The following is a 17,305-nucleotide window of genomic DNA, read 5'->3' as shown; positions in this document are numbered from 1 at the left end:
GCACGCGCACGCCGTCGAGGCGCGTCGAGTCGTCAGCCCTGAGCGGCCTCCTCCCGGGGACGCGGCAGCGCGCCGCCCGAGTCGAGGTGCGGCAGCGTGTCGTCCGGGTCGGGACGCGGGAGCGTGCCGCCGGGATCGGGGCACGGGAGCGCGTCGTCCAAGTCGGGACGCGGCGGCTCGCCGCCCGATCCGGGATGCGCGGCGGGCGCAGCGTCGCGTTGCGCTCGCCGGTCCGCGGACGGAAGGGTGCGGCACAGCAGGAGACACACGTCGTCGTCGCGTTCGGAGTCGTGCACCAAAGGCTTGAGCAGCGTCTCGGCGCACCCGTCCAGGTCCTCCAGGTCGGCTGTGCTCAGCGCGGCCAGACCGTGCCCGAGCAGCTTGATGCCCGGGTCGATGCCCTGGGACCGCCGTTCGACCAGTCCGTCGGTGTACAGGGCCAGCGTCGAGCCGGGCGGCAGGTCGGCCGTGTGGTTGCGGTACTCGAAGGGCAGGGGGACTCCGAGCATCAGGCCGGGACGGGTGTCCAGCACGCTGACGGTGCCGTCGGGGGAGCGGACCATCGCCGGCGGGTGTCCGGCGGCGGCCCAGACGACCTGGGGATCGCCCGGTCTGAAGCGGGCGATCACGGCGGTCGCGTAGAGGTTGGGCTGCTGGTGGCGCAGCATGCGGTGCAGGCGGGTGAGGATGTGCGCGGGACTGCCGTCCTCGACGGCGTAGGCGCGCAGGGCGGTGCGCAACTGCCCCATGATCACGGCGGCGCGCAGACCGTGCCCGGTGACGTCTCCGACCACGGTCATGAGGCTGCCGTCGGGCTGCTGGAAGGCGTCGTACCAGTCACCGCCGATGTTGAGCCCGCGCGTGGCCGGAAGATAGCGGGCGGCCAGGTGTATCCCGTCGGTGGGGATCAGGTCGGTGAGCAGGGCGCGCTGGAGGGCCTCGGCCGTGGTGCGGTGCTGTTCGTAGCGTCGGGCGTTGTCCAGCGCGATGGCGGTCCGGTGGGCCAGTTCCACCAGCATCACGGTGGTGTCCTCGTCGAAGCGGTCTCCGGGTGCGGTGAGGGACAGCACTCCCGAGGTGTGGCGCACGGCGAGCGGCAGACAGAGCAGGGGCCGGTCGGGGGAGAGGGCGGAGGGCGGCAGATCGTCCACCCCGGGGAGGCCTCCGGGACGCGGTCCGGCGTGCTGGGGGCGTTCGCGACGGGCGGCCGCGACCGCGGCGGCGGAGCGGGCGTCGTGGGAATCCGCCGGTTCGTCGAAGAGCCATACGTCGACGTGGCTCGCGTAGTCGGGGACGAGGAGTTCGGGCAGACACCGCAGGATGTCCTCCTGGTCCAGGGACGCGCTCACCGCGTTGCTGGCGTCGCCGAGGAACGTGAGCAGCCGACGTGCCTTCTCCGCCTGGCCGCGGGCGGCCCGTTCGGCGTCCAGCAGGTCGCGCTGGGTGCGCGCGGCGGTGTCGAGTTCGGCGTGCAGCGCGAGTACGTCCTGGTTGGTCTGGTACAGCTCCTCGCGGTGCAGTCGTAGCTGCCGCTCTGTCTCGTCCAGCTGGCGCAGGACGGCCGCGGACTCCTCGTCCGCCGCCAGGACCGCTTCCGCGTGGAGGGCGTCGTCAGTGCTGTGCGTCCGAGGCGGATGCGCCGGTACGGCGCCGGGGCAGCTGATGGCGAGTTCCTGCGGCGGCGGACTGTGCGGCCCCTGTACGAGGGGTGTCGAGACCGCGTGCAGGAGCACGGTGCCGTCGGAGGCGGGCGGCCGGATGTCCAGGGTGAGTCGTGCACCGCCCCGGCCGAGGTGCTCGCGCAGGCCTTCCGTGAGCGCCGTGAGGAAGCGGGCCCTGTCCACAGCGGGCGCTCCCAGGGCGGACGTCAGATGCGCGGCGAAGATGCGGGCGCGGGCCGCCTCGCAGACCGAGGTGACCTCGCGGACCTCCGGCGGCGTCACGGTCGTACCGCCGGGGGGAGCACGGGCGGTACGGCCGCAGAGATGCCGTCGCCGACGGGACCTCGTGCGCCATGAGAGGGACTCGTCGCCGCGGCGACGGAGGCGCCGGCCGCCCTGGGACCTGGCGCGCCACGGGAGGGGCCCGCTGCGCCGCGGGCCCGATCTGGCGCGCCGCGTCCACTGCTGATCAAGCGTCCCGCAAGGCGTCCCGCGACCGCGGTGAGGCGGGCGCCGAGGCGTGTCGCCGGTCCCGCCGCCTGCTCCGACACGTACATCGTCTCCCTCTGGGCACCTGGCCGCCGTGCCGGGACCGGCACCACCTCTGCGGCAATTATTGCCGCATGACAAGTATCATGGCTGCGTGTCCGGCGGCAGCGACACAGGATCGACACATCCGCCTCCGCCCGCGGGGTGTCGGCTCATCGTCCCCGCCAGTCGAGGCAGACCACGAGGGCGTCGTCCTTGGGGAGCGACTGGCCGCGATGTCCGGTCAGCTCGCGCAGGATGGCGCGCGGTACCTCCGCCGCGGGCAGCAGGCGGGTGGACATGATCGCCCTGGTCAGGGCCGTGTCGCCGTACGCCTCGCCCTTCGGCGAGGCGACCGAGTACACCCCGTCGCTGACGAAGACGAGCCGGTCGCCGGGTTCGACGGAGAAGTCCTGGGCGACGTAGTCGGTCTCCTCGAACATGCCCAGCGGAAGCTGTGCCTCGAACGTCACGCGCTCGACAGCGCCGGCGCGCAGGCGCAGCATCTGGGGGGAGCCCGCGTCGACGACCTTCACCCGGCCCGTGGCCAGTTCGAAGTCGAACATCAGCACCGACAGGAAGCAGCGCCCCTGGTAGTGGGCGTACACGGCCTGGTCCGCCAGGGCCGCCTGGTCGTCGATGGAGATCCCGGCCCGTCGGGCGTTGCGCAGCGCGTTGATGGCGAGGTTCGTCAGCAGGGAGGCCTCTATGCCCTCTCCCATGCCGTTGGTGACGTACAGCTGGAGGTGGTCGGCCGTCGCGGACCAGTCGAAATTGTCACCGAAGATCGCGTACGCCGGTTCGAGCTGCGCGCCGACTTCGTACTCCGGCGCGCTGCAGGAGCGGCCGGGCAGGAGCTGCCACTGCATCTCGGCGGCGAGGGTCAGCCGGTCCTTGCGCCTGGCCTGGAGATACACGTCCGTGTCGCGCTCGGCCACGATGACCTCGTGCCCGAGCACCTGGGCGATGTCCGCGAGCTCGCCGAGAAGCTCGCGGACGCTCTCCTTCTCCGGCAGGGTCACCGTGAGCACGCCAAGACGGTCACCTCGCACGGTGACCGGGAGATGGACGCGCACGGAGCCCTCGGGACCGCTCTCGAGGCAGGGCTCCTGGGCGCCGAAGGCGCGCCCGGCCGGGCTGCTGTGCACCGGCACCGGCACGGCGGTCTGGGGCAGCTCGGACACCGCCTGCAGGACGGTGAGGCCGTAGTCGGCCATCAACAACTCGACGGACCGTGCCCCGTACTCCTCCACGAGGACGCGGCGCACGGCGTCGAGCAACTCGTGCGGGGCCGCCGCGCGCAGAGCGCGCTCGGCGGTAACAAATCTGTGCATGATCGTGAATACACCCATCCTTCGCCGGACGCGTACGAACCTCATCCGGACGAGGCCGCGCCCGAACCGGGTCCTGTCAGGTCGTCCGAACCATCTCTTGCCGCTACCGGCACCTAGTACGCTGGCAGCCGTCCCAGGTGCCTGCGAGAGTGTGACGGTGACTGTCTTCCGCCCCCGCCCCGAGCCGGTCGAGGTCGCGCGTGTGACCTTGACCGCCGTGGAGTTGCTGGAAGTCCTGTGGGGCCGCGCGTCGACGGCACCCGCCTCTCCGTCCCAGATGCGCGTCCTGCTGATGCTGGAACACCAGGACGGCATCAACCTGCGCACCCTCGCGGACAGTCTTGCCTCGACGCCACCGTCCACCAGCAGGCTCTGCGACCGCCTGGTGGCCGCAGGCTTCGTCGACCGTGTGGTCAGCCCCGCCGACCGGCGTGAGGTGCGGCTGCACCTCAGCGATCGCGGCCGCACCTTCCTCGACGGCCTGCGTGAGCGTCGGGAGCGCGAGCTCCAGGCGGTGCTGGAGCAGATGCCTCCCGCCAAGCGGGCGGCGCTCCTCGAGGGGCTGGAGTCGTTCTGCGACACGGCGGCCGTACAGATTCACGACACGACCCCGCGGGCCGGTACGGCCTGATCGCCGGGCCGGGCCGCCCGTTGCCCCGAAGCTCCGGGCCCTTGACGGCCGGCGCACGGAGCGACCTCCGCCCTCCGGAACATTGCAGACCCTTCCCCGTGCAGTGCGACACCGCCACTTTCTTGCCTCCTGACCATAGTTGTCAAACGACAACAGTCGATCCTGCCTCCGTCTCCGTTCCGGGAGGCGCTCGTCCGTGGTCCGAGACGCCTTCGTCTCTGATCCGAATACCCCGAAACCGCCTCCGTCGGATGTGGGGTACGCCTCTCGTCGGAGCCTGGACATGCCGACGGCTCCCGTCCTGTGTGTCAGGGGGAGCCGTTCAGCTGGTACGAGCGTGTGTACGGGCGTGCGCCTCGCCGGTCAGGCGTGGCGGTGGGAATGCCGGTTGCCCGTCACGAGCCGGTAGAGAACGAGCAGGATGAGGGAACCGACGATCGCGGCGATCCAGGTCGAGAGGTCGAAGAACCCGTCGACGGAGTCAACGCCGAAGATGACCTTGCCCAGCCAGCCTCCGAGCAGGCCGCCGACGATGCCGATGAGCATGGTGACGATGATGCCGCCCGGGTCCTTGCCCGGCATCAGGGCCTTGGCGATGGCGCCGGCGAGCAGGCCGATGATGATCCACGCGATGATGCCCATGTGTGTCTCCGCTCTCGAATAGAGGTGGTGTCAGCTCTTCGTGTGTACCGATGGAGACCGAACAAACGTCCCATCCGGATAAAGGCTCTTTGACGGTTCTCGACGTGGTGGCCAGTGCTCGGCGGGATCGGTGGGATCGGTGGGACCGGTGGGACCGGTGGGCCGCTTCCAGTCCCAGCCTCTGGCGTGCGGGGGCCGATCTCCCCGGCGGTGACGATTCCGTCGGCGGTCCGGGCCCTGCCGCCAGGGCATGTCGCACCCCCAGCCCGCCGGGTCGATCAGACCTTGCGCCAGCGGGCGTTGGCCCAGGAGAAGACTCCGAAGGCGATGAGTCCGACGGCTATCAGTGCCAACAGCCAGGGGCCCGCAGGGGTGTCGGCGAACGTACGCAAGGTGTTGTCCATGCCCTTGGCCTTGCCCGGCTTGTGCTGGACGGCCGCCGTGATGGCGAAACCGCCCGCCGTGGCGAAGATGATGCCGCGGGCCGTACCGCCGAACACGCCGAAGAAGGAGACGACTTGACGAGTCCTCCGGGACATCTCCGTCGTCTTGAGATGTTTCTCGAACTTGCGCAGGAGAGCCCGGATCGCGATCCATACTCCGGCCGCGACCACCCCGGCACCGGCGACGGCGACGATCCACTGCCCGCCGGGCCACTCCAGCGCCTTCGCCGTGACGTCCTGGGAGTTCTGGTCGGAACTGCCGCTGCCGCTGCTCTTGTGCCCGGCCGCGTAGGACAGCACGGAGTACGCGACGAAGCCGTAGAAGACACAACGCCCCGCGGACATCACCCTCTTGCTCGGCTTGTCGCCGTCGGGTCCCGCCTGCCCGAAGGCGGCCTCGGACAGCCGCCACAGGGCCATCCCGGCCAGGGCGATCCCGAGCAGCCACAACAGTGCGGTGCCGAAGGGCTTTTGGGCGATCTCGGCGATCGCGCCGCCCCGGTCGGCCTGCTCGCCCCCACCGGAGAAGGCGATCCGAAGGGAGAGGACTCCGACCAGTGCGTAGATGACACCGCGGGCGACGAAGCCGGCGCGGGCCGCTGCCGCGACCGCCTTGCTGTTCGCCGCACGTCTTGCCTGACCGTGTGCTGTTGCGGATCCAGTAGCCATGGCTCACCGGATGCCCCGGAAGCGCGAAGGCATCCCGGGCCGGATTCGCTCGGTCCTGCTGCCCGCGGCCCGGCAGGGCGCAGCCATGGCGCGCGTGCCGAGCGCACCGACTGGGCGCGGAAGGCCATCGCGCGGGCCCGCCGCCCCCCGACACGCCTGCCGCGCACGCCCCTCCAGATGTCCCCAGATACCCGCAAACGCTCCCAGACGCCCGCCGGCGCAGGAGAGTCCGAGTCTGCCCCCGGGCCGAACGAGGCCCGCACGATGGAGCAGATAGAACGGCCGCTGCCTGGGAAGACGCGAATTGATCTTCGTTGACGTCCCAGGGGGAGGAAACATCACCATGGCCGTTCCCGCACGCGACCGGCGCACCACGCGCCGCCCCCGCCGCTTCGAACTCCGCGCGACGGCCCTCTACTTCACCCTGCTCGCCGTGATCCTGGCCCTGGTGGGCGCGGCCGCTCGCACGGCCTTCGCGGCCGCGGTGCACCGTCCCGCCTGGGCTGTGGCGCTGGTCCTGATGGGCGTCAGCGCCGTCATGGCCGGCTGCCGCGAGAAGCGCCGGAAATCGGCGGCGAGGATCGCGCGCCGCTCGGCCCAGGCCCTGGAGGACGCCACCCAGACGGCGGTCGAAGCGCTCGACGCGGCGTCACCGGCTGCCGCCGTCGCTCTGGCCCCCGCCGGGGCCGGTGCGGAGGCTACTGTGCTGCTTCCCGAGACCGTGCCCGAGGTGCCCGAGGTGCCCGAGGTGCCCGAGGTGCTCGAGGTGCCCGAGGTGCCCGAGGTGCTCGAGGTGCTCGAGGTGCCCGAGGTGCTCGAGGTGCCCGCCGCCCCGGTGGAGATCGCCTACGAGGCCCTGGACCCTGACGAGTTCGAGCAGGCGGTGGCCGAACTGTGCCGCCGCGACGGCTGTCTCGACGTGGACGTCGTGGGCGGGGCCGGCGACCTGGGCGCCGACGTGGTGGCGAGGACGCCCGAGGGGCGCCTGGTCGTCATCCAGTGCAAGCGGTACTGCGACGACAACCGCGTCGGATCGCAGGACCTCCAGCGTTTCGGAGGCACCTGCTTCACCGTTCACGGGGCCGACGTCGCCGTCGTGGTCACCACCAGCGACTTCACGGCCCCCGCACTCGACTACGCGGAGCAGTGCGGCATCGTGTGCGTCGACGGCCCGCAACTGCAGCGCTGGCAGGAGGGCACGGGACCGCGGCCCTGGGAGGGGCAGCCGTGGCAGGCCGAGGGCACGCCGTGAGCAGCGATGTGTCTGGGCCCAGTTGCCTTGTTACCGTGCCATCCCGCTCTACGAGTCCGCGATCGCCGCACCCACCACGGCGCTCGGCCCCGACCACCCCGCCCCCCGGACCGTCTCCGGCTACTTCGCCGAGATGCGTACCCCGTGACCGCTGTGGCTTGGACCCAGCCGGACATCGGAAACGGTCGGCCCGCTCCCGCCGGGACGGTAACCGTCGGCGGGCGGCCTCACCCGGCTTTCTGGCGGAGCCTGGCCGCGACCCCGACGCCCGCGAGGGAGAGCGCGGCCAGCGGGATGAAGATGGCGGTGAAGGCACCCTTCGCCCCGCCGAGGGCGGCGAAGACCGTGCCCGCGGAGGCTACGAGGACGACGCTGGACAGGGCGTCGGAAACCTGCAGGGCAGCCGAGTTGGCGCCGGCTTCGGAGGGCGGCGAGAGCTTGAAGAGGATGACGCTCAGAGAGGAGATGACCAGGCCCGCGCCCAGGCCGCCCACGGCCCACGCCGCGGCCGCGCTCCAGCTGGGGGCGGCGTCCAGAAGCGGCAGGGCGGCGCCGGCGATGGCGGCGGCCATGAGCAATGTGCCGAGGGCGACCAGGCGCTCGCGGTGGGGCTCGAACCGGGGGCGGCCCTGGATCCAGGAGCCGACGCCCCAGGTGACGCCACCGCCTGCCAGGGAGAGCCCGGCGAGGGTCGGGGACATGTGCCGCTGCGTGACGAGCATCAGCGGGACGAAGCTCTCGGCGCCCAGGAACGTACCGGAGGCAACGCCTCGCAGCAGCACCACGGACGGCAGCCCGCGGGCCGCGCGGAAGGTGCCGCGGGGCAGCAGTCCCAGCGCGGCCGGTACGACGAGCGCGGCGCCCGCCGCCGCGAAGACCAGCGACAGCGGACGCAGGTCCTGCCCGGCGTACTGGAGCAGCCCCGCCCCCGCGGAGACGGCGAGCGCCAGGCCCAGTCGCCGCCGGTCGGGGGCGGTGCGGTCGTCCGCGTGCCGCTGCAGGGACGTACGGCGCAGTGCGGGCAGGCCGATGAGGAGGGGGAGCACGACGAGCACGGGGATGGCAAGGAAGACCCAGCGCCAGCCGAACTGTTCGGTGACCGTGCCGGCCACGAGCGGGCCGACGATGGAGGGCAGCACCCAGGACGCGGCGAAAGCGGCCATGACGGAGGGGCGCAGGCGTTCGGGGTAGGCCAGGCCGACGAGGACGTACAGGGCGACGATGACGAGCCCGCCGCCGACGCCCTGTACCGCGCGGCCCAGCACGAACGGCCACATGGACTGGGCGGTGCCGGAGACGACCAGGCCGGCCGCGAAGGCGCCGATGCCGGTGATCAGCGGGGCCAGCGGGCCGGTGCGGTCGCACCACTGGCCGCTGACGACCATCGCGAAGAGCGAGGTGGTGAAGTACCCGGAGAAGGCGAAGGCGTACAGCGGCAGGCCGTCCAGCTCACGTGCGGCGATGGGCATGGCCGTGCCGACGGCGGTGGCCTCGAAGGCGATGAGCAGGATGACCGAGACCATCGCGAGGGTCAGCGCGCGGTAGCGGCTGCCCAGGAGGGTGTCGGTGTCGGTGCCCGGCGTGGCGAGGGGCATGCCTCCATGGCCGGATACCGGCTCGATGTCTACGGTGGTCACCACGAAAGGGTAAGGGGTCAATCACGGCCTTGCTCCTGGCAGCCCTGCCGCTCTTCCGGGGGCCGGAGATGCGGTCCCCGGCAGGGAGCGCATGGGTCACGCCGCACCCCACGGCGAGCGTGGCCGGTGGGCCGTGAGGACGCGACCGGCTGCCAGGCCGCCTTCGGGCGCCGTCGCGCCCGACAGGCGGCACTCGGCGCCGCCGGCGCCGCCGGGTTGGGCGGCATCAGCCTGCTCGTGTGGTGGCTGCGAAGCCGTTACTGAGGTTCCGTGCGTGGTGTCGCCGACGGCAGGTCGCTGACCTGCGCTCCTGGCGTGCCAGCGCGCGACACCACGCAAAGATCATCTGTAGGCGCGAGTTCGGGCGACACCGGGGCTCGCAGCGCGGGTTCAGCGAGATGCAGCTCGCGGCGCGGAACCTCGGTGTACCCGCGGCCGACGACCCCGCCCAGCCGCGACGCACAGAACCTGCGGGAGCCCGCGGACGCGCTGGTCGCCGCGCGGCACGGTCAGGCGCCGACCGACCCGGACCGGGGAGTCCGTCGACCCTGGTGCGCCGCCGGCAGGCTGACGTGCCGTGCCCGGTGTGCCCGCGTCTGCATCCGCCCGGCGGCCGGCCGGCGAACCGGACGCGTAGTGCCAGGTGGGCGGGCGCGGCACGGGACGGGAGGCTGGGCATGGACCTGCGAGGTGCACGGATTCTGGTGCCGGGTGCCACCGGGGAGATCGGGGTGGCGCTCGCCGTACGGCTGCACGCCCACGGTGCCCGCACGGCACTGGCCGGACGTGACCGTGAGGCCCTGACCCGTGTCTCGGCGGCGTGCGGGCACGCTCCCGCCCGCCTCTTCGACGCCTGGGACGCCGATTCCTGTGCGAAGACCGTCGACTGGGCGGCGGCCCAGCTGGGCGGCCTGGACGGTGTCGTCGTATGCGTCGGAGTCGCGGCCTTCGGGCCGGCCGGGGAGGTGGAGGACGCGGTGTCCGAACACCTGATGGCGGTGAACGCGCTGGCCCCCATGGCGTTCCTGAGGGCCGCCGGGGACCGGTTGCCCGCGGGTGGCGTTCTCGCGGCTGTCACCGGGATCGTCGCCGAGGCGGCACCGGCCCGGATGGCGGACTACGCCGCTGCCAAGGCCGCTCTGGCCACCTGGCTGACGGCGGTCCGCCGCGAGCGGCGACGCCAGGGTGTGACCGTGCTGGAGATCAACCTGCCTCACATGGACACGGGCTTCGCCGGGCGCGCCGTCGCGGGCCAAGCGCCGCCGCTGCCGCGGGGACTGCCCGTTCCGGAAGCAGTGGACGTGATCGTGCGGGCGCTCGGCGAGGGGGCGAGACTCGTGCGTCCCGGCAGCGGTGCGGCGCTCGAAGTGGTGCGGTAGGGCGGACATGCCTAGCTAGGAGATCCTCACCCGGCGCGGACGGCAACGCAGCGCCCAAGCCGTCGGCCTGGTCGTCGCCGCCACGGCTGACTGCAGGCTCTGACCCTCCTGCGGCGTGACCGGGATTTCGAATGCATCGGCGCCGTCACCGGTCAGGCCCTGCAGTGTACGGCTCGCAGACCGGTCAGGTGGGCGGTCCGGTCGGTGTCCGGCAGGTGGGCCAGACACGCGGTGTCGCGGGAAACGGGGATGCCGTGGCAGCCGGCCGGGTCGGTGGCCGGGTCCGCGCCATGCCCGGAGTGCGGCCAGGGGGCGGTAAGGGGGGCTCATGGTGCGGGGGCTCCAGGGGCGCGTGCTGGATGCCGGTATGGACGCTCTGCGGGCCTTTGCCGGTTCAGGGACAGCAGTGCCGGGGCCAAGGCTCGCACGCCGTGAGTGATCTCCACGGCGATGTATGCCCCGTCATCGATGCGACGCTCACCGCGCGGCCGGGGGCCGGCGAGGTCCACGGGGAGGTTCGGCGGCCCCGACGAGAAGCTGTCGCTGGCGGTCACCGGCGTACCAACCGTCCCTCTGGCCGAAGAACTACGGATCACGGAAGAGGGTTGGGACGCCGCTCAGACGTGCAGGAAGATGGCCGGAGGCCTGCGGCTCGCTGCCTGCCCGGCACCCGGAGGGAACCGCGGACCGCCATGCATTCCTCGAAGCGGCCGCGGTGGCAGGAGCGGTGTGATTCGCGTTCCGGGTCGCGGCTGCCCTACGAATTTCGGCCGGCCTCTTCCGATGTGGCTGGAACGTGGTGCATCGTGAGCACGCGGCCCCCGCGCTTCGCTCACGCGACGGGCCGCACCAGGTTCCTCGTGGAGCCTGCCGCTCCTCCCGCTCCTCCCCACGGGAGGACATGCGGCTGCCCGCGTGCAGCCCGCTCCTCTGCCCGCAGCCTGATCATGCTCGGGGCTGCGACGCAGGCCATCCACGGCCCGGAACGGTCTGGTCTGGCGTGATCTCATGCGGCCTGGTCACTTCTGTGAACCTTGGAGCCGGTCCGTCGGTTTGTCCCGAAGCCTTTGACCCGTGGCTCTCTGAAACCGCATCGGTGATGCCGCAGGCGTCGCAGCGAGATGTCCCGGAGGGCGTGGGCCGCTTCGCCTGCCGCCTCGGTACTGTGACTTCGCATGAGCGGCACCGAGATCGAGATCACCGCAGACCTGGTTCGTGACCTGCTGCAGGAGCAGCATCCAGACCTTGCAGGGCTGGCCGTCCGCGAGGTGGCGGGCGGCTGGGGCAACCAGATGTGGCGCCTCGGAGACGATTTGGCGGTGCGCATGCAGCGCATGGACCCCACCCCCAAGCGCCAGCTCAAGGAGCGGCGGTGGCTACCCGTGCTGGCTCCGCGCCTTCCGCTCCCGGTGCCGGCTCCGGTGCGGTTCGGCGAACCGTCCGAGCGCTTTCCCAGGCACTCGACGGTGATGACGTGGGTTCACGGCGAGCCGCTGGACCACGGCTCGATCAGCCGGGGCGCCCACGCGGCCGACACGCTGGCGGGCTTTCTGCGGGCGCTCCATGTGGAGGCGCCCGCCGGGGCGCGTGGAGGCCACCGTGCCGCCCCCCGTCCACTACCGGCTCACCGAGCTCGGCCTGTCCCTCGAGGAACCGCTCTCCGCCCTGCGGGTCTGGGCCGAGACGCACATGCCGGAGATCGACCACAGCAACCGGCTCGCCGACGCGTCACCCCGATCAGCCGTGGATCACAGGTGCTGGTGACGGGAGTTCGTCGATGGCCGAGGCAAGGACGATCGCCTCTGACCTCTGACCTCTGAGCAGAGCGTCGACCTGTCGTACGGCGTGGCCACGGACGTCATGCCTGTCCCCGCGGGTACCAGTATCGGCGGGATCTGGAACGGGCGGTCGTGCGCGGTGATCCTGTCGTCATGGCACACGTACTCGTCACTGGTGGGACCGGCTTCCTGGGCTCCCACACCATCGCGCGGCTCCTGGCGTCGGGACACAAGGTCACGACCACGCTGCGCTCGCTGAAGCGGCAGCCCGACGTCGAAAAGATGCTCGCCGTGGCCGGGGCGCCGGGGCGGGAGGGAGTCTCCTACGTCGAGGCGGACCTGACCTCCGACGCCGGGTGGGACCGCGCCGTAGCCGGGGCCGACCATGTCCTGCACATCGCTTCGCCGTTCCCCGGCTCCCGCCCGAAGGACGAGAACGAACTGATCGTCCCGGCCCGCGACGGTGCGTTGCGAGTGCTGCGGGCCGCGCGGGACGCCGGCGTCAGGCGGGTCGTGCTGACGTCCTCGTTCGCCGCGGTGGGCTACGGCCACGGCCCGACGGACCGGGTCTTCACCGAAGCCGACTGGACGAACCTGGACGGGCCCGGCGTGACCCCGTACGTCAAGTCGAAGGCCGTCGCCGAGCGTGCCGCCTGGGATTTCGTCGCCGCCGAGGGCAACGGTCTGGAACTCACCACGATCAACCCGGTCGGAATCTTCGGTCCGGTACTCGGTCCCGACTACGCCGGCTCCGTCCGCATCATCCACTCCATGCTCACCGGGGCCATGCGTGCGGCACCGCCGATCCGGACCAACACCGTCGACGTCCGGGACGTCGCCGAACTGCACATCAAGGCGATGACCTCGCCGGCTGCCGCCGGACAGCGATACCTGGCGCTGGCAGGCGAGCCGATCTCCTTCCAGCAGATCGCGCTCGCCCTGCGCTCCCAGCTGGGCGAGGCGGCCGCGAAGGCCCCCACCCGGTCGGCCCCCGCCTGGCTGCTGCGGCTGCTGTCCATCGCCAGCCCGCAGCTGCGCGAGACGGTGCCCCAGCTGGGCGTGGTCCGCCGGGCCGACAACGCCAAGGCCCGTGAGCAGCTGGACTGGGCACCGCGCTCCAACGAGGAGAGTGTCCTCGCGAGCGCACGCAGTCTGGTGCGGCTCGGCCTGCTCGCCGACTAACGTCGAAGGATGAACGACATGGCGGACACCCTCGGCCACTTCCTGCGGGCGCGGCGCGAACAGCTCAGCCCCCAGGAGGCCGGCCTGCCCGCCGGAGCGCGCCGCCGTGTACCAGGGCTGCGCCGAGAGGAGGTCGCCCACCTCGCCGGCATCAGCCCGGAGTACTACCTGCGCCTGGAACAGGGCCGCAACCGGCACCCCTCCGACCAGATCCTCGAAAGCCTGGCCGCCGCACTGCGACTCGACGACGACGCCGTCGCCTACCTGCACCGCCTCGCCCACCCCACACCCCCGGCCCGGCGACGCCGTCGCCGCTCCCCGACGGGCCAAGCCGACCTCCAGCCCCTGCTCGACAGCTGGCCCCGCACACCCGCCTACGCCCAGGGGACAGCCGGCCGCGTCGTCGCCGCCAACCGCCTGGCCGTGGCCCTGTGCCCGTTCTTCGCCGTGGGGAGCAACCCCTTGCGAGCCGTGTTCCTCGAACCCGAGATGCGCGGCCTCTATCCCGAATGGGACGACGTGACCGCCAAAGCCGTTTCCGGACTCCGCGCGACCCTCGGCATCGACGACGCCGATCCCGAACTCCTGGAAACCATCGGCGAATTGACGGTAGCCAGCGATCGCTTCCGCGCGCTGTGGGCCAAACGGGAAGTACGCCGACGCGCCGCCGGTCACACGCGGTTCGACCATCCCCTGGTCGGGCAGCTCGAACTGCGCTACGAGAAGTTCCTCAGGCCAGAGGCACGGCAACTGCTCGTCGTCTACCACGCCGACCAGGACTCACCCAGCGCGGAACGCCTGCAACTCCTCGCCAGCTTCTGAACCCCCGGGCACCGACAGCACACCCCGTCCGGGGGCCGGCCAACGCGATGGCCGAGGCCCTGAACGGCACCTTCAAAGCGGAGTTGATCGAGATGCAGGGCCCCTGGAGGGACGTCGACCAGGTCGAGCGGGCGATCCTCCCGTGGATCGCGTGGTACAGCGAAGAGCGCCTCCACTCCGCACTCGACTACGTGCCACCGGCCGAGTACGAAGACGACTTCTGGCAGAGCCGGGAGCAAGCCCCGCAGTCCGCCTGAACCATCACGATCGGACTCCACGAAACTCGGGGCAACTCACACCCCCTGGGCGCGGTGGTACTGGACGGGGGTGGGCACCGTCCCTCCCAGCGCCGCGGCCGCGTGCCGGGGCCAGTACGGGTCGCGCAGCAGCGCCCGGCCGAGAAGGATTGCGTCGGCCTTGTCGGAAGCGAGAATCGCCTGAGCCTGGTCGGGCTCGGTGATCAGACCTACGGCGGCGACAGACATGTCGGCCTCCGTGCGGACGCGGCTGGCGTAGGGCACCTGGTAGTCGGGGGCGACCGGGATCTTCGCGTCGGGCACGTTTCCGCCGGTGGAGACATCGAGGAGGTCGACGCCGCGGGCGCGGAGTTCCTTCGCCAGGCGTACGGTGTCGTCCGCGGTCCATCCTTCGCGGTCGGCGTCGCCGGTCTCCTGGAGCCAGTCAGTGGCCGAGACTCGGAAAAGGACAGGCAGGTCAGCAGGCCAGACGGCGCGGACGGCGTCAACGACCTCCAGAGCGAAACGGGTGCGGCCGGCGAAGTCGGCGCCGTAGGCGTCGGTGCGGTGGTTGCTGTGCGGGGAGAGGAACTGGTGGATCAAGTAGCCGTGCGCACCGTGGATCTCTGCCACCTGGAATCCGGCGTCCCGGGCTCGCTGCGCGGCCTGCGCGAAGGCCTCCACGATGCGGCTGATCTCCTTAACCGAGAGCTCCTCGGGCGTGGTGGACGCCGTCCCGAACGGGGCGGCACTCGGGCCCACCGGGGTCCAACCGTGTTCCTCGCTCGGGGGGATCGGGGCGCCACGGTCGATCCAGGTCCGCTCGGTGGAGGCCTTGCGGCCTGCATGAGCGAGCTGGATACCCGGCACTGTGCCCTGGGACTTCAGGAACGCGGTGATCCGTCGGAAGCCCTCGGCCTGGGTGTCGTTCCAAATGCCGAGGTCGTAGGGACTGATGCGGCCTTCGGGGCTGACCGCGGCGGCCTCGGTAATGATCAGCCCGGCGCCCCCGGTGGCACGCGCCGCGAGGTGCGTGAAATGCCAGTCGTTCGGCACACCCGCCTGGTCACCGTCCGGAGCGGCGCTGTACTGGCACATGGCGGCCATCCAGATCCGGTTCGGGATCGTCAGCGACCGAAGGGTAAGTGGCTCGAAGAGCGTGCTCACGAAGGTGTCTCCTCAACGCGTGACCAGGTGTTTTACGGAGTGAGCGCCTGCTGCGGGAAGCTGCCGGCTTGTCCGCAGTTTCGCCGCTTGCAAACGCTGCATACCCGCGCTCGTATTCCCACCGGTCCGAGGAGCCGCCGTGTCCTCAACCGAGGCAGGTGATCATCACGGCGCATTGCGCAGGGCCGGGCAGGTGCCCGACTGGCGTCCTGGATCATTGCTTGCGTCCGCCCGACCTCGCCTACAACCAGCCGAGGGCCATGGGCGCCTTGGCGTACACCGACTCCGTCGTGCACAGCGACTGGTTGAACCTGGGCCGTTTCCTCCAGCCGCTTTGTGCGCTGGTCGGCTGACAGAGTTGTGGCGGGGAGCAGCCTCGGCTGGTCGCGTCCATGGACGAGGTCCCGCGTTGGCTCAGGCGAGGGGGCTGACACCGCTGGCTGCTCTACCCGGCGCAGAGGGCCGGTACGTCCGGCTGACCGGTGACGAGGTCAGCGCAGCCGACTTCATCGGCCTCGTCGGCAAGTGCAGCGCGCGGCTGTTGTACTTCTGCACCGAGACGTTCACGGCGGAGACGTTCGCCGTCTTGGACGACGACGAGTTCGAAGCCGAGGACCAGCTGAGTGCCGATGCCCGAGACGAGCTGAACCGGCTACCGCCCGCCCACACGACGGGGGGCCGTGGCGATTTGCTTCATGGCCGAGGGCCTGCCCCACTGCTGGACCGAGGAAGCCGCCTCGCCGCAATTCCTGGACCGCTGGCGTGAGCGGTCGTGAGCGGTCGTGGCACGCGTCAGCTGACCCGAAGACCGACCGCCAGCGTCAGTTCAAGGACCCGGTGTGGTGATGTGAGATCCGGATACAGTTCCCGCAGCTGCGACATCCGGTACCGGACTGTCTGGGGATGGACGAACAGCGCCGCCGCCACCTCGTCCCGCCTGCCCTGGTGCAGCAGCCACTCCCGCAACGTCTCCTCCAACCGCGCTGCCGTCGCGACAGGCAAGGCCCGCAACGGTGCGAGGGCTCGGGCCCGCAGATCTGCGAACGCGTCCACGTCGGCGCTCAGCACCAGCTCGGCCAGGTGCTCCTCGGTGTCGCGAATATCAGGGGAGAGGGAGCGCGCGCGTACGGCTCGCGCGTACGAGGCGGACGCACGGGTCCATGGCCGGGCCGGACCGACCACGGCGGCACGGTCGGTCAGGTGCCGCAAGAGATGTGGCCGGTCGACATCGGGGACGAGCAGCACACCGGTGGCGTCCGGAAGATCGTCGAGGACGAGGGTGCCCGGGTCGAGCGCGCGGTAGGCAGGCCGGGCCTGGGCGGCGGGCAGCAGGACCGCGGTGAGTGAAAGCGGAGGCTGCCACCCGGCCCGTTGGGCGGAGGCCAGCAGCACGTCCGGGCTCGCGCCGGCGAGGAGGTCGCGGGCCAGGTGTTCGAGGTGGCGTTCGTGGGCCCTGCCCCGGGCGGCCAGTTCGTCGGCGTGGCCCGCGGCGCTCGCGGCGGAGAGCTCGTCGATGTAGGCGAAGGTCAGCTCGGCGAACTTGGCGACCTCGGCGGCGGGCAGACCCGCGGGTACGGCACCCGCTGCCAGGCATCGCCAGGCCACGCGGGCGCCGACGCGGTAGGCGCTGAGCAGGGCGTCCATCGAACGGCCGTCGCGGACCTCGCCGCGGCCCAGCTCGTAGGCGGCGTCGCCGCCGTCGCCGCCCGTGGCGTTCCCGCTCGCGAGGTCCAGGTAGTGCCCCAGGGCGGTGCGTACGGCCCGGCGGATGGTGGCGCCCATGTGGCCCGACAGGGCGTTGGCGTAGGAGGGGACTTCGTCGATGATCGCCTGGACGACCTCGTCGGCGGTGGTCTTCAGCGCGGCCCGAAGTGCGGTGACCGTCGTCTCGTCCAGGGCCAGCTCGCTGGCCCTCCGGATTGCATGGCTCACGTTTTTATTCCC

At 71.5% G+C, this 17,305-nt stretch carries 16 protein-coding genes and 3 pseudogenes; 12 read left to right on the top strand and 7 right to left on the bottom strand.

Features of this window, described 5'->3' with window-relative positions; all coding sequences use genetic code 11:
- Window positions 1–32: 32 nt before the first annotated feature.
- Both WN71_RS08880 and WN71_RS08875 read right to left on the bottom strand, forming a co-directional pair.
- A complete protein-coding gene (locus WN71_RS08880) occupies window positions 33–1,943 on the bottom strand; it encodes a PP2C family protein-serine/threonine phosphatase (RefSeq protein WP_063777742.1) in 1,911 nt (636 codons plus the stop codon).
- A 419-nt stretch (window positions 1,944–2,362) separates the two neighbouring features.
- Window positions 2,363–3,523, bottom strand: coding sequence for a PP2C family protein-serine/threonine phosphatase (locus WN71_RS08875; protein ID WP_046592201.1), 1,161 nt, complete (start codon window positions 3,521–3,523; stop codon window positions 2,363–2,365).
- Between the two features lie 151 nt (window positions 3,524–3,674).
- Here WN71_RS08875 and WN71_RS08870 point away from each other — a divergent pair, with 151 nt between their 5' ends.
- Complete coding sequence (locus WN71_RS08870) at window positions 3,675–4,154, top strand: MarR family winged helix-turn-helix transcriptional regulator (protein ID WP_206300045.1); 480 nt, start codon at window positions 3,675–3,677, stop codon at window positions 4,152–4,154.
- A 363-nt stretch (window positions 4,155–4,517) separates the two neighbouring features.
- Here the strand turns inward: WN71_RS08870 and WN71_RS08865 are convergent, their stop codons facing one another.
- Both WN71_RS08865 and WN71_RS08860 read right to left on the bottom strand, forming a co-directional pair.
- Window positions 4,518–4,796: a GlsB/YeaQ/YmgE family stress response membrane protein gene (locus WN71_RS08865; RefSeq protein ID WP_046592184.1), complete on the bottom strand. Its 279-nt coding sequence runs from the start codon at window positions 4,794–4,796 to the stop codon at window positions 4,518–4,520.
- Between the two features lie 278 nt (window positions 4,797–5,074).
- Complete coding sequence (locus WN71_RS08860; protein WP_046592183.1) at window positions 5,075–5,908, bottom strand: DUF1206 domain-containing protein; 834 nt, start codon at window positions 5,906–5,908, stop codon at window positions 5,075–5,077.
- 343 nt (window positions 5,909–6,251) lie between these two features.
- Here WN71_RS08860 and WN71_RS08855 point away from each other — a divergent pair, with 343 nt between their 5' ends.
- Complete coding sequence (locus WN71_RS08855; RefSeq protein ID WP_046592182.1) at window positions 6,252–7,160, top strand: restriction endonuclease; 909 nt, start codon at window positions 6,252–6,254, stop codon at window positions 7,158–7,160.
- A gap of 22 nt (window positions 7,161–7,182) precedes the next feature.
- On the top strand, window positions 7,183–7,308 hold the full coding sequence (locus WN71_RS43200) for a hypothetical protein (protein ID WP_276208090.1): 126 nt from the start codon (window positions 7,183–7,185) through the stop codon (window positions 7,306–7,308).
- A 79-nt stretch (window positions 7,309–7,387) separates the two neighbouring features.
- Here WN71_RS43200 and WN71_RS08850 read toward each other — a convergent pair whose 3' ends face one another.
- The gene (locus WN71_RS08850) at window positions 7,388–8,755 is read right to left on the bottom strand and encodes an MFS transporter (protein ID WP_046592181.1); all 1,368 of its coding nucleotides are present in this window, start codon (window positions 8,753–8,755) and stop codon (window positions 7,388–7,390) included.
- A 719-nt stretch (window positions 8,756–9,474) separates the two neighbouring features.
- Between WN71_RS08850 and WN71_RS08845 the strand changes: the two genes are divergently transcribed.
- From WN71_RS08845 to WN71_RS08825, 7 genes and pseudogenes are all read left to right on the top strand, one after another.
- Window positions 9,475–10,176 (top strand): SDR family NAD(P)-dependent oxidoreductase, encoded by a 702-nt coding sequence (locus WN71_RS08845; RefSeq protein ID WP_046592180.1) that lies wholly within the window; start codon window positions 9,475–9,477, stop codon window positions 10,174–10,176.
- A gap of 19 nt (window positions 10,177–10,195) precedes the next feature.
- Window positions 10,196–10,364 (top strand): annotated as a pseudogene (locus WN71_RS42625) (PIN domain-containing protein); the annotation flags it as partial.
- Window positions 10,365–11,351: 987 nt separating this feature from the next.
- Window positions 11,352–11,774 (top strand): annotated as a pseudogene (locus WN71_RS39645) (phosphotransferase); the annotation flags it as partial.
- Window positions 11,761–11,940 (top strand): annotated as a pseudogene (locus WN71_RS08840) (winged helix-turn-helix transcriptional regulator); the annotation flags it as partial. The pseudogenes WN71_RS39645 and WN71_RS08840, both read left to right, overlap by 14 nt.
- A gap of 167 nt (window positions 11,941–12,107) precedes the next feature.
- Window positions 12,108–13,136 carry an SDR family oxidoreductase gene (locus WN71_RS08835; RefSeq protein ID WP_046592179.1) on the top strand — a complete coding sequence of 343 codons (1,029 nt, stop codon included), beginning with the start codon at window positions 12,108–12,110 and terminating at the stop codon, window positions 13,134–13,136.
- A 9-nt stretch (window positions 13,137–13,145) separates the two neighbouring features.
- On the top strand, window positions 13,146–13,958 hold the full coding sequence (locus WN71_RS08830; RefSeq protein WP_046592178.1) for a helix-turn-helix domain-containing protein: 813 nt from the start codon (window positions 13,146–13,148) through the stop codon (window positions 13,956–13,958).
- Between the two features lie 47 nt (window positions 13,959–14,005).
- Window positions 14,006–14,215: an integrase core domain-containing protein gene (locus WN71_RS08825; RefSeq protein ID WP_046592177.1), complete on the top strand. Its 210-nt coding sequence runs from the start codon at window positions 14,006–14,008 to the stop codon at window positions 14,213–14,215.
- A gap of 36 nt (window positions 14,216–14,251) precedes the next feature.
- On the opposite strand, the gene WN71_RS08820 is transcribed toward WN71_RS08825, so the two are convergent.
- Window positions 14,252–15,361, bottom strand: a complete 1,110-nt coding sequence (locus tag WN71_RS08820) for an NADH:flavin oxidoreductase/NADH oxidase (protein WP_046592176.1) — start codon at window positions 15,359–15,361, stop codon at window positions 14,252–14,254.
- A 221-nt stretch (window positions 15,362–15,582) separates the two neighbouring features.
- On the opposite strand from WN71_RS08820, the gene WN71_RS43195 reads away from it, so the two are divergent.
- Window positions 15,583–15,714 carry a hypothetical protein gene (locus tag WN71_RS43195; protein ID WP_276208089.1) on the top strand — a complete coding sequence of 44 codons (132 nt, stop codon included), beginning with the start codon at window positions 15,583–15,585 and terminating at the stop codon, window positions 15,712–15,714.
- A 56-nt stretch (window positions 15,715–15,770) separates the two neighbouring features.
- Window positions 15,771–16,127, top strand: a complete 357-nt coding sequence (locus WN71_RS08810; RefSeq protein ID WP_046592174.1) for a hypothetical protein — start codon at window positions 15,771–15,773, stop codon at window positions 16,125–16,127.
- A gap of 26 nt (window positions 16,128–16,153) precedes the next feature.
- On the opposite strand, the gene WN71_RS08805 is transcribed toward WN71_RS08810, so the two are convergent.
- Entirely contained in the window at window positions 16,154–17,293 is a 1,140-nt protein-coding gene (locus WN71_RS08805) for a PucR family transcriptional regulator (RefSeq protein ID WP_046592173.1), read from the bottom strand.
- Between the last annotated feature and the right edge of the window lie 12 nt (window positions 17,294–17,305).

Origin of the sequence: Streptomyces mangrovisoli, assembly GCF_000974985.2 — a bacterium.
Lineage (GTDB): Bacteria > Actinomycetota > Actinomycetes > Streptomycetales > Streptomycetaceae > Streptomyces > Streptomyces mangrovisoli.
Note: the sequence above shows the minus strand (reverse complement) of the source record. Positions and strands in the feature narration are given on the sequence as shown.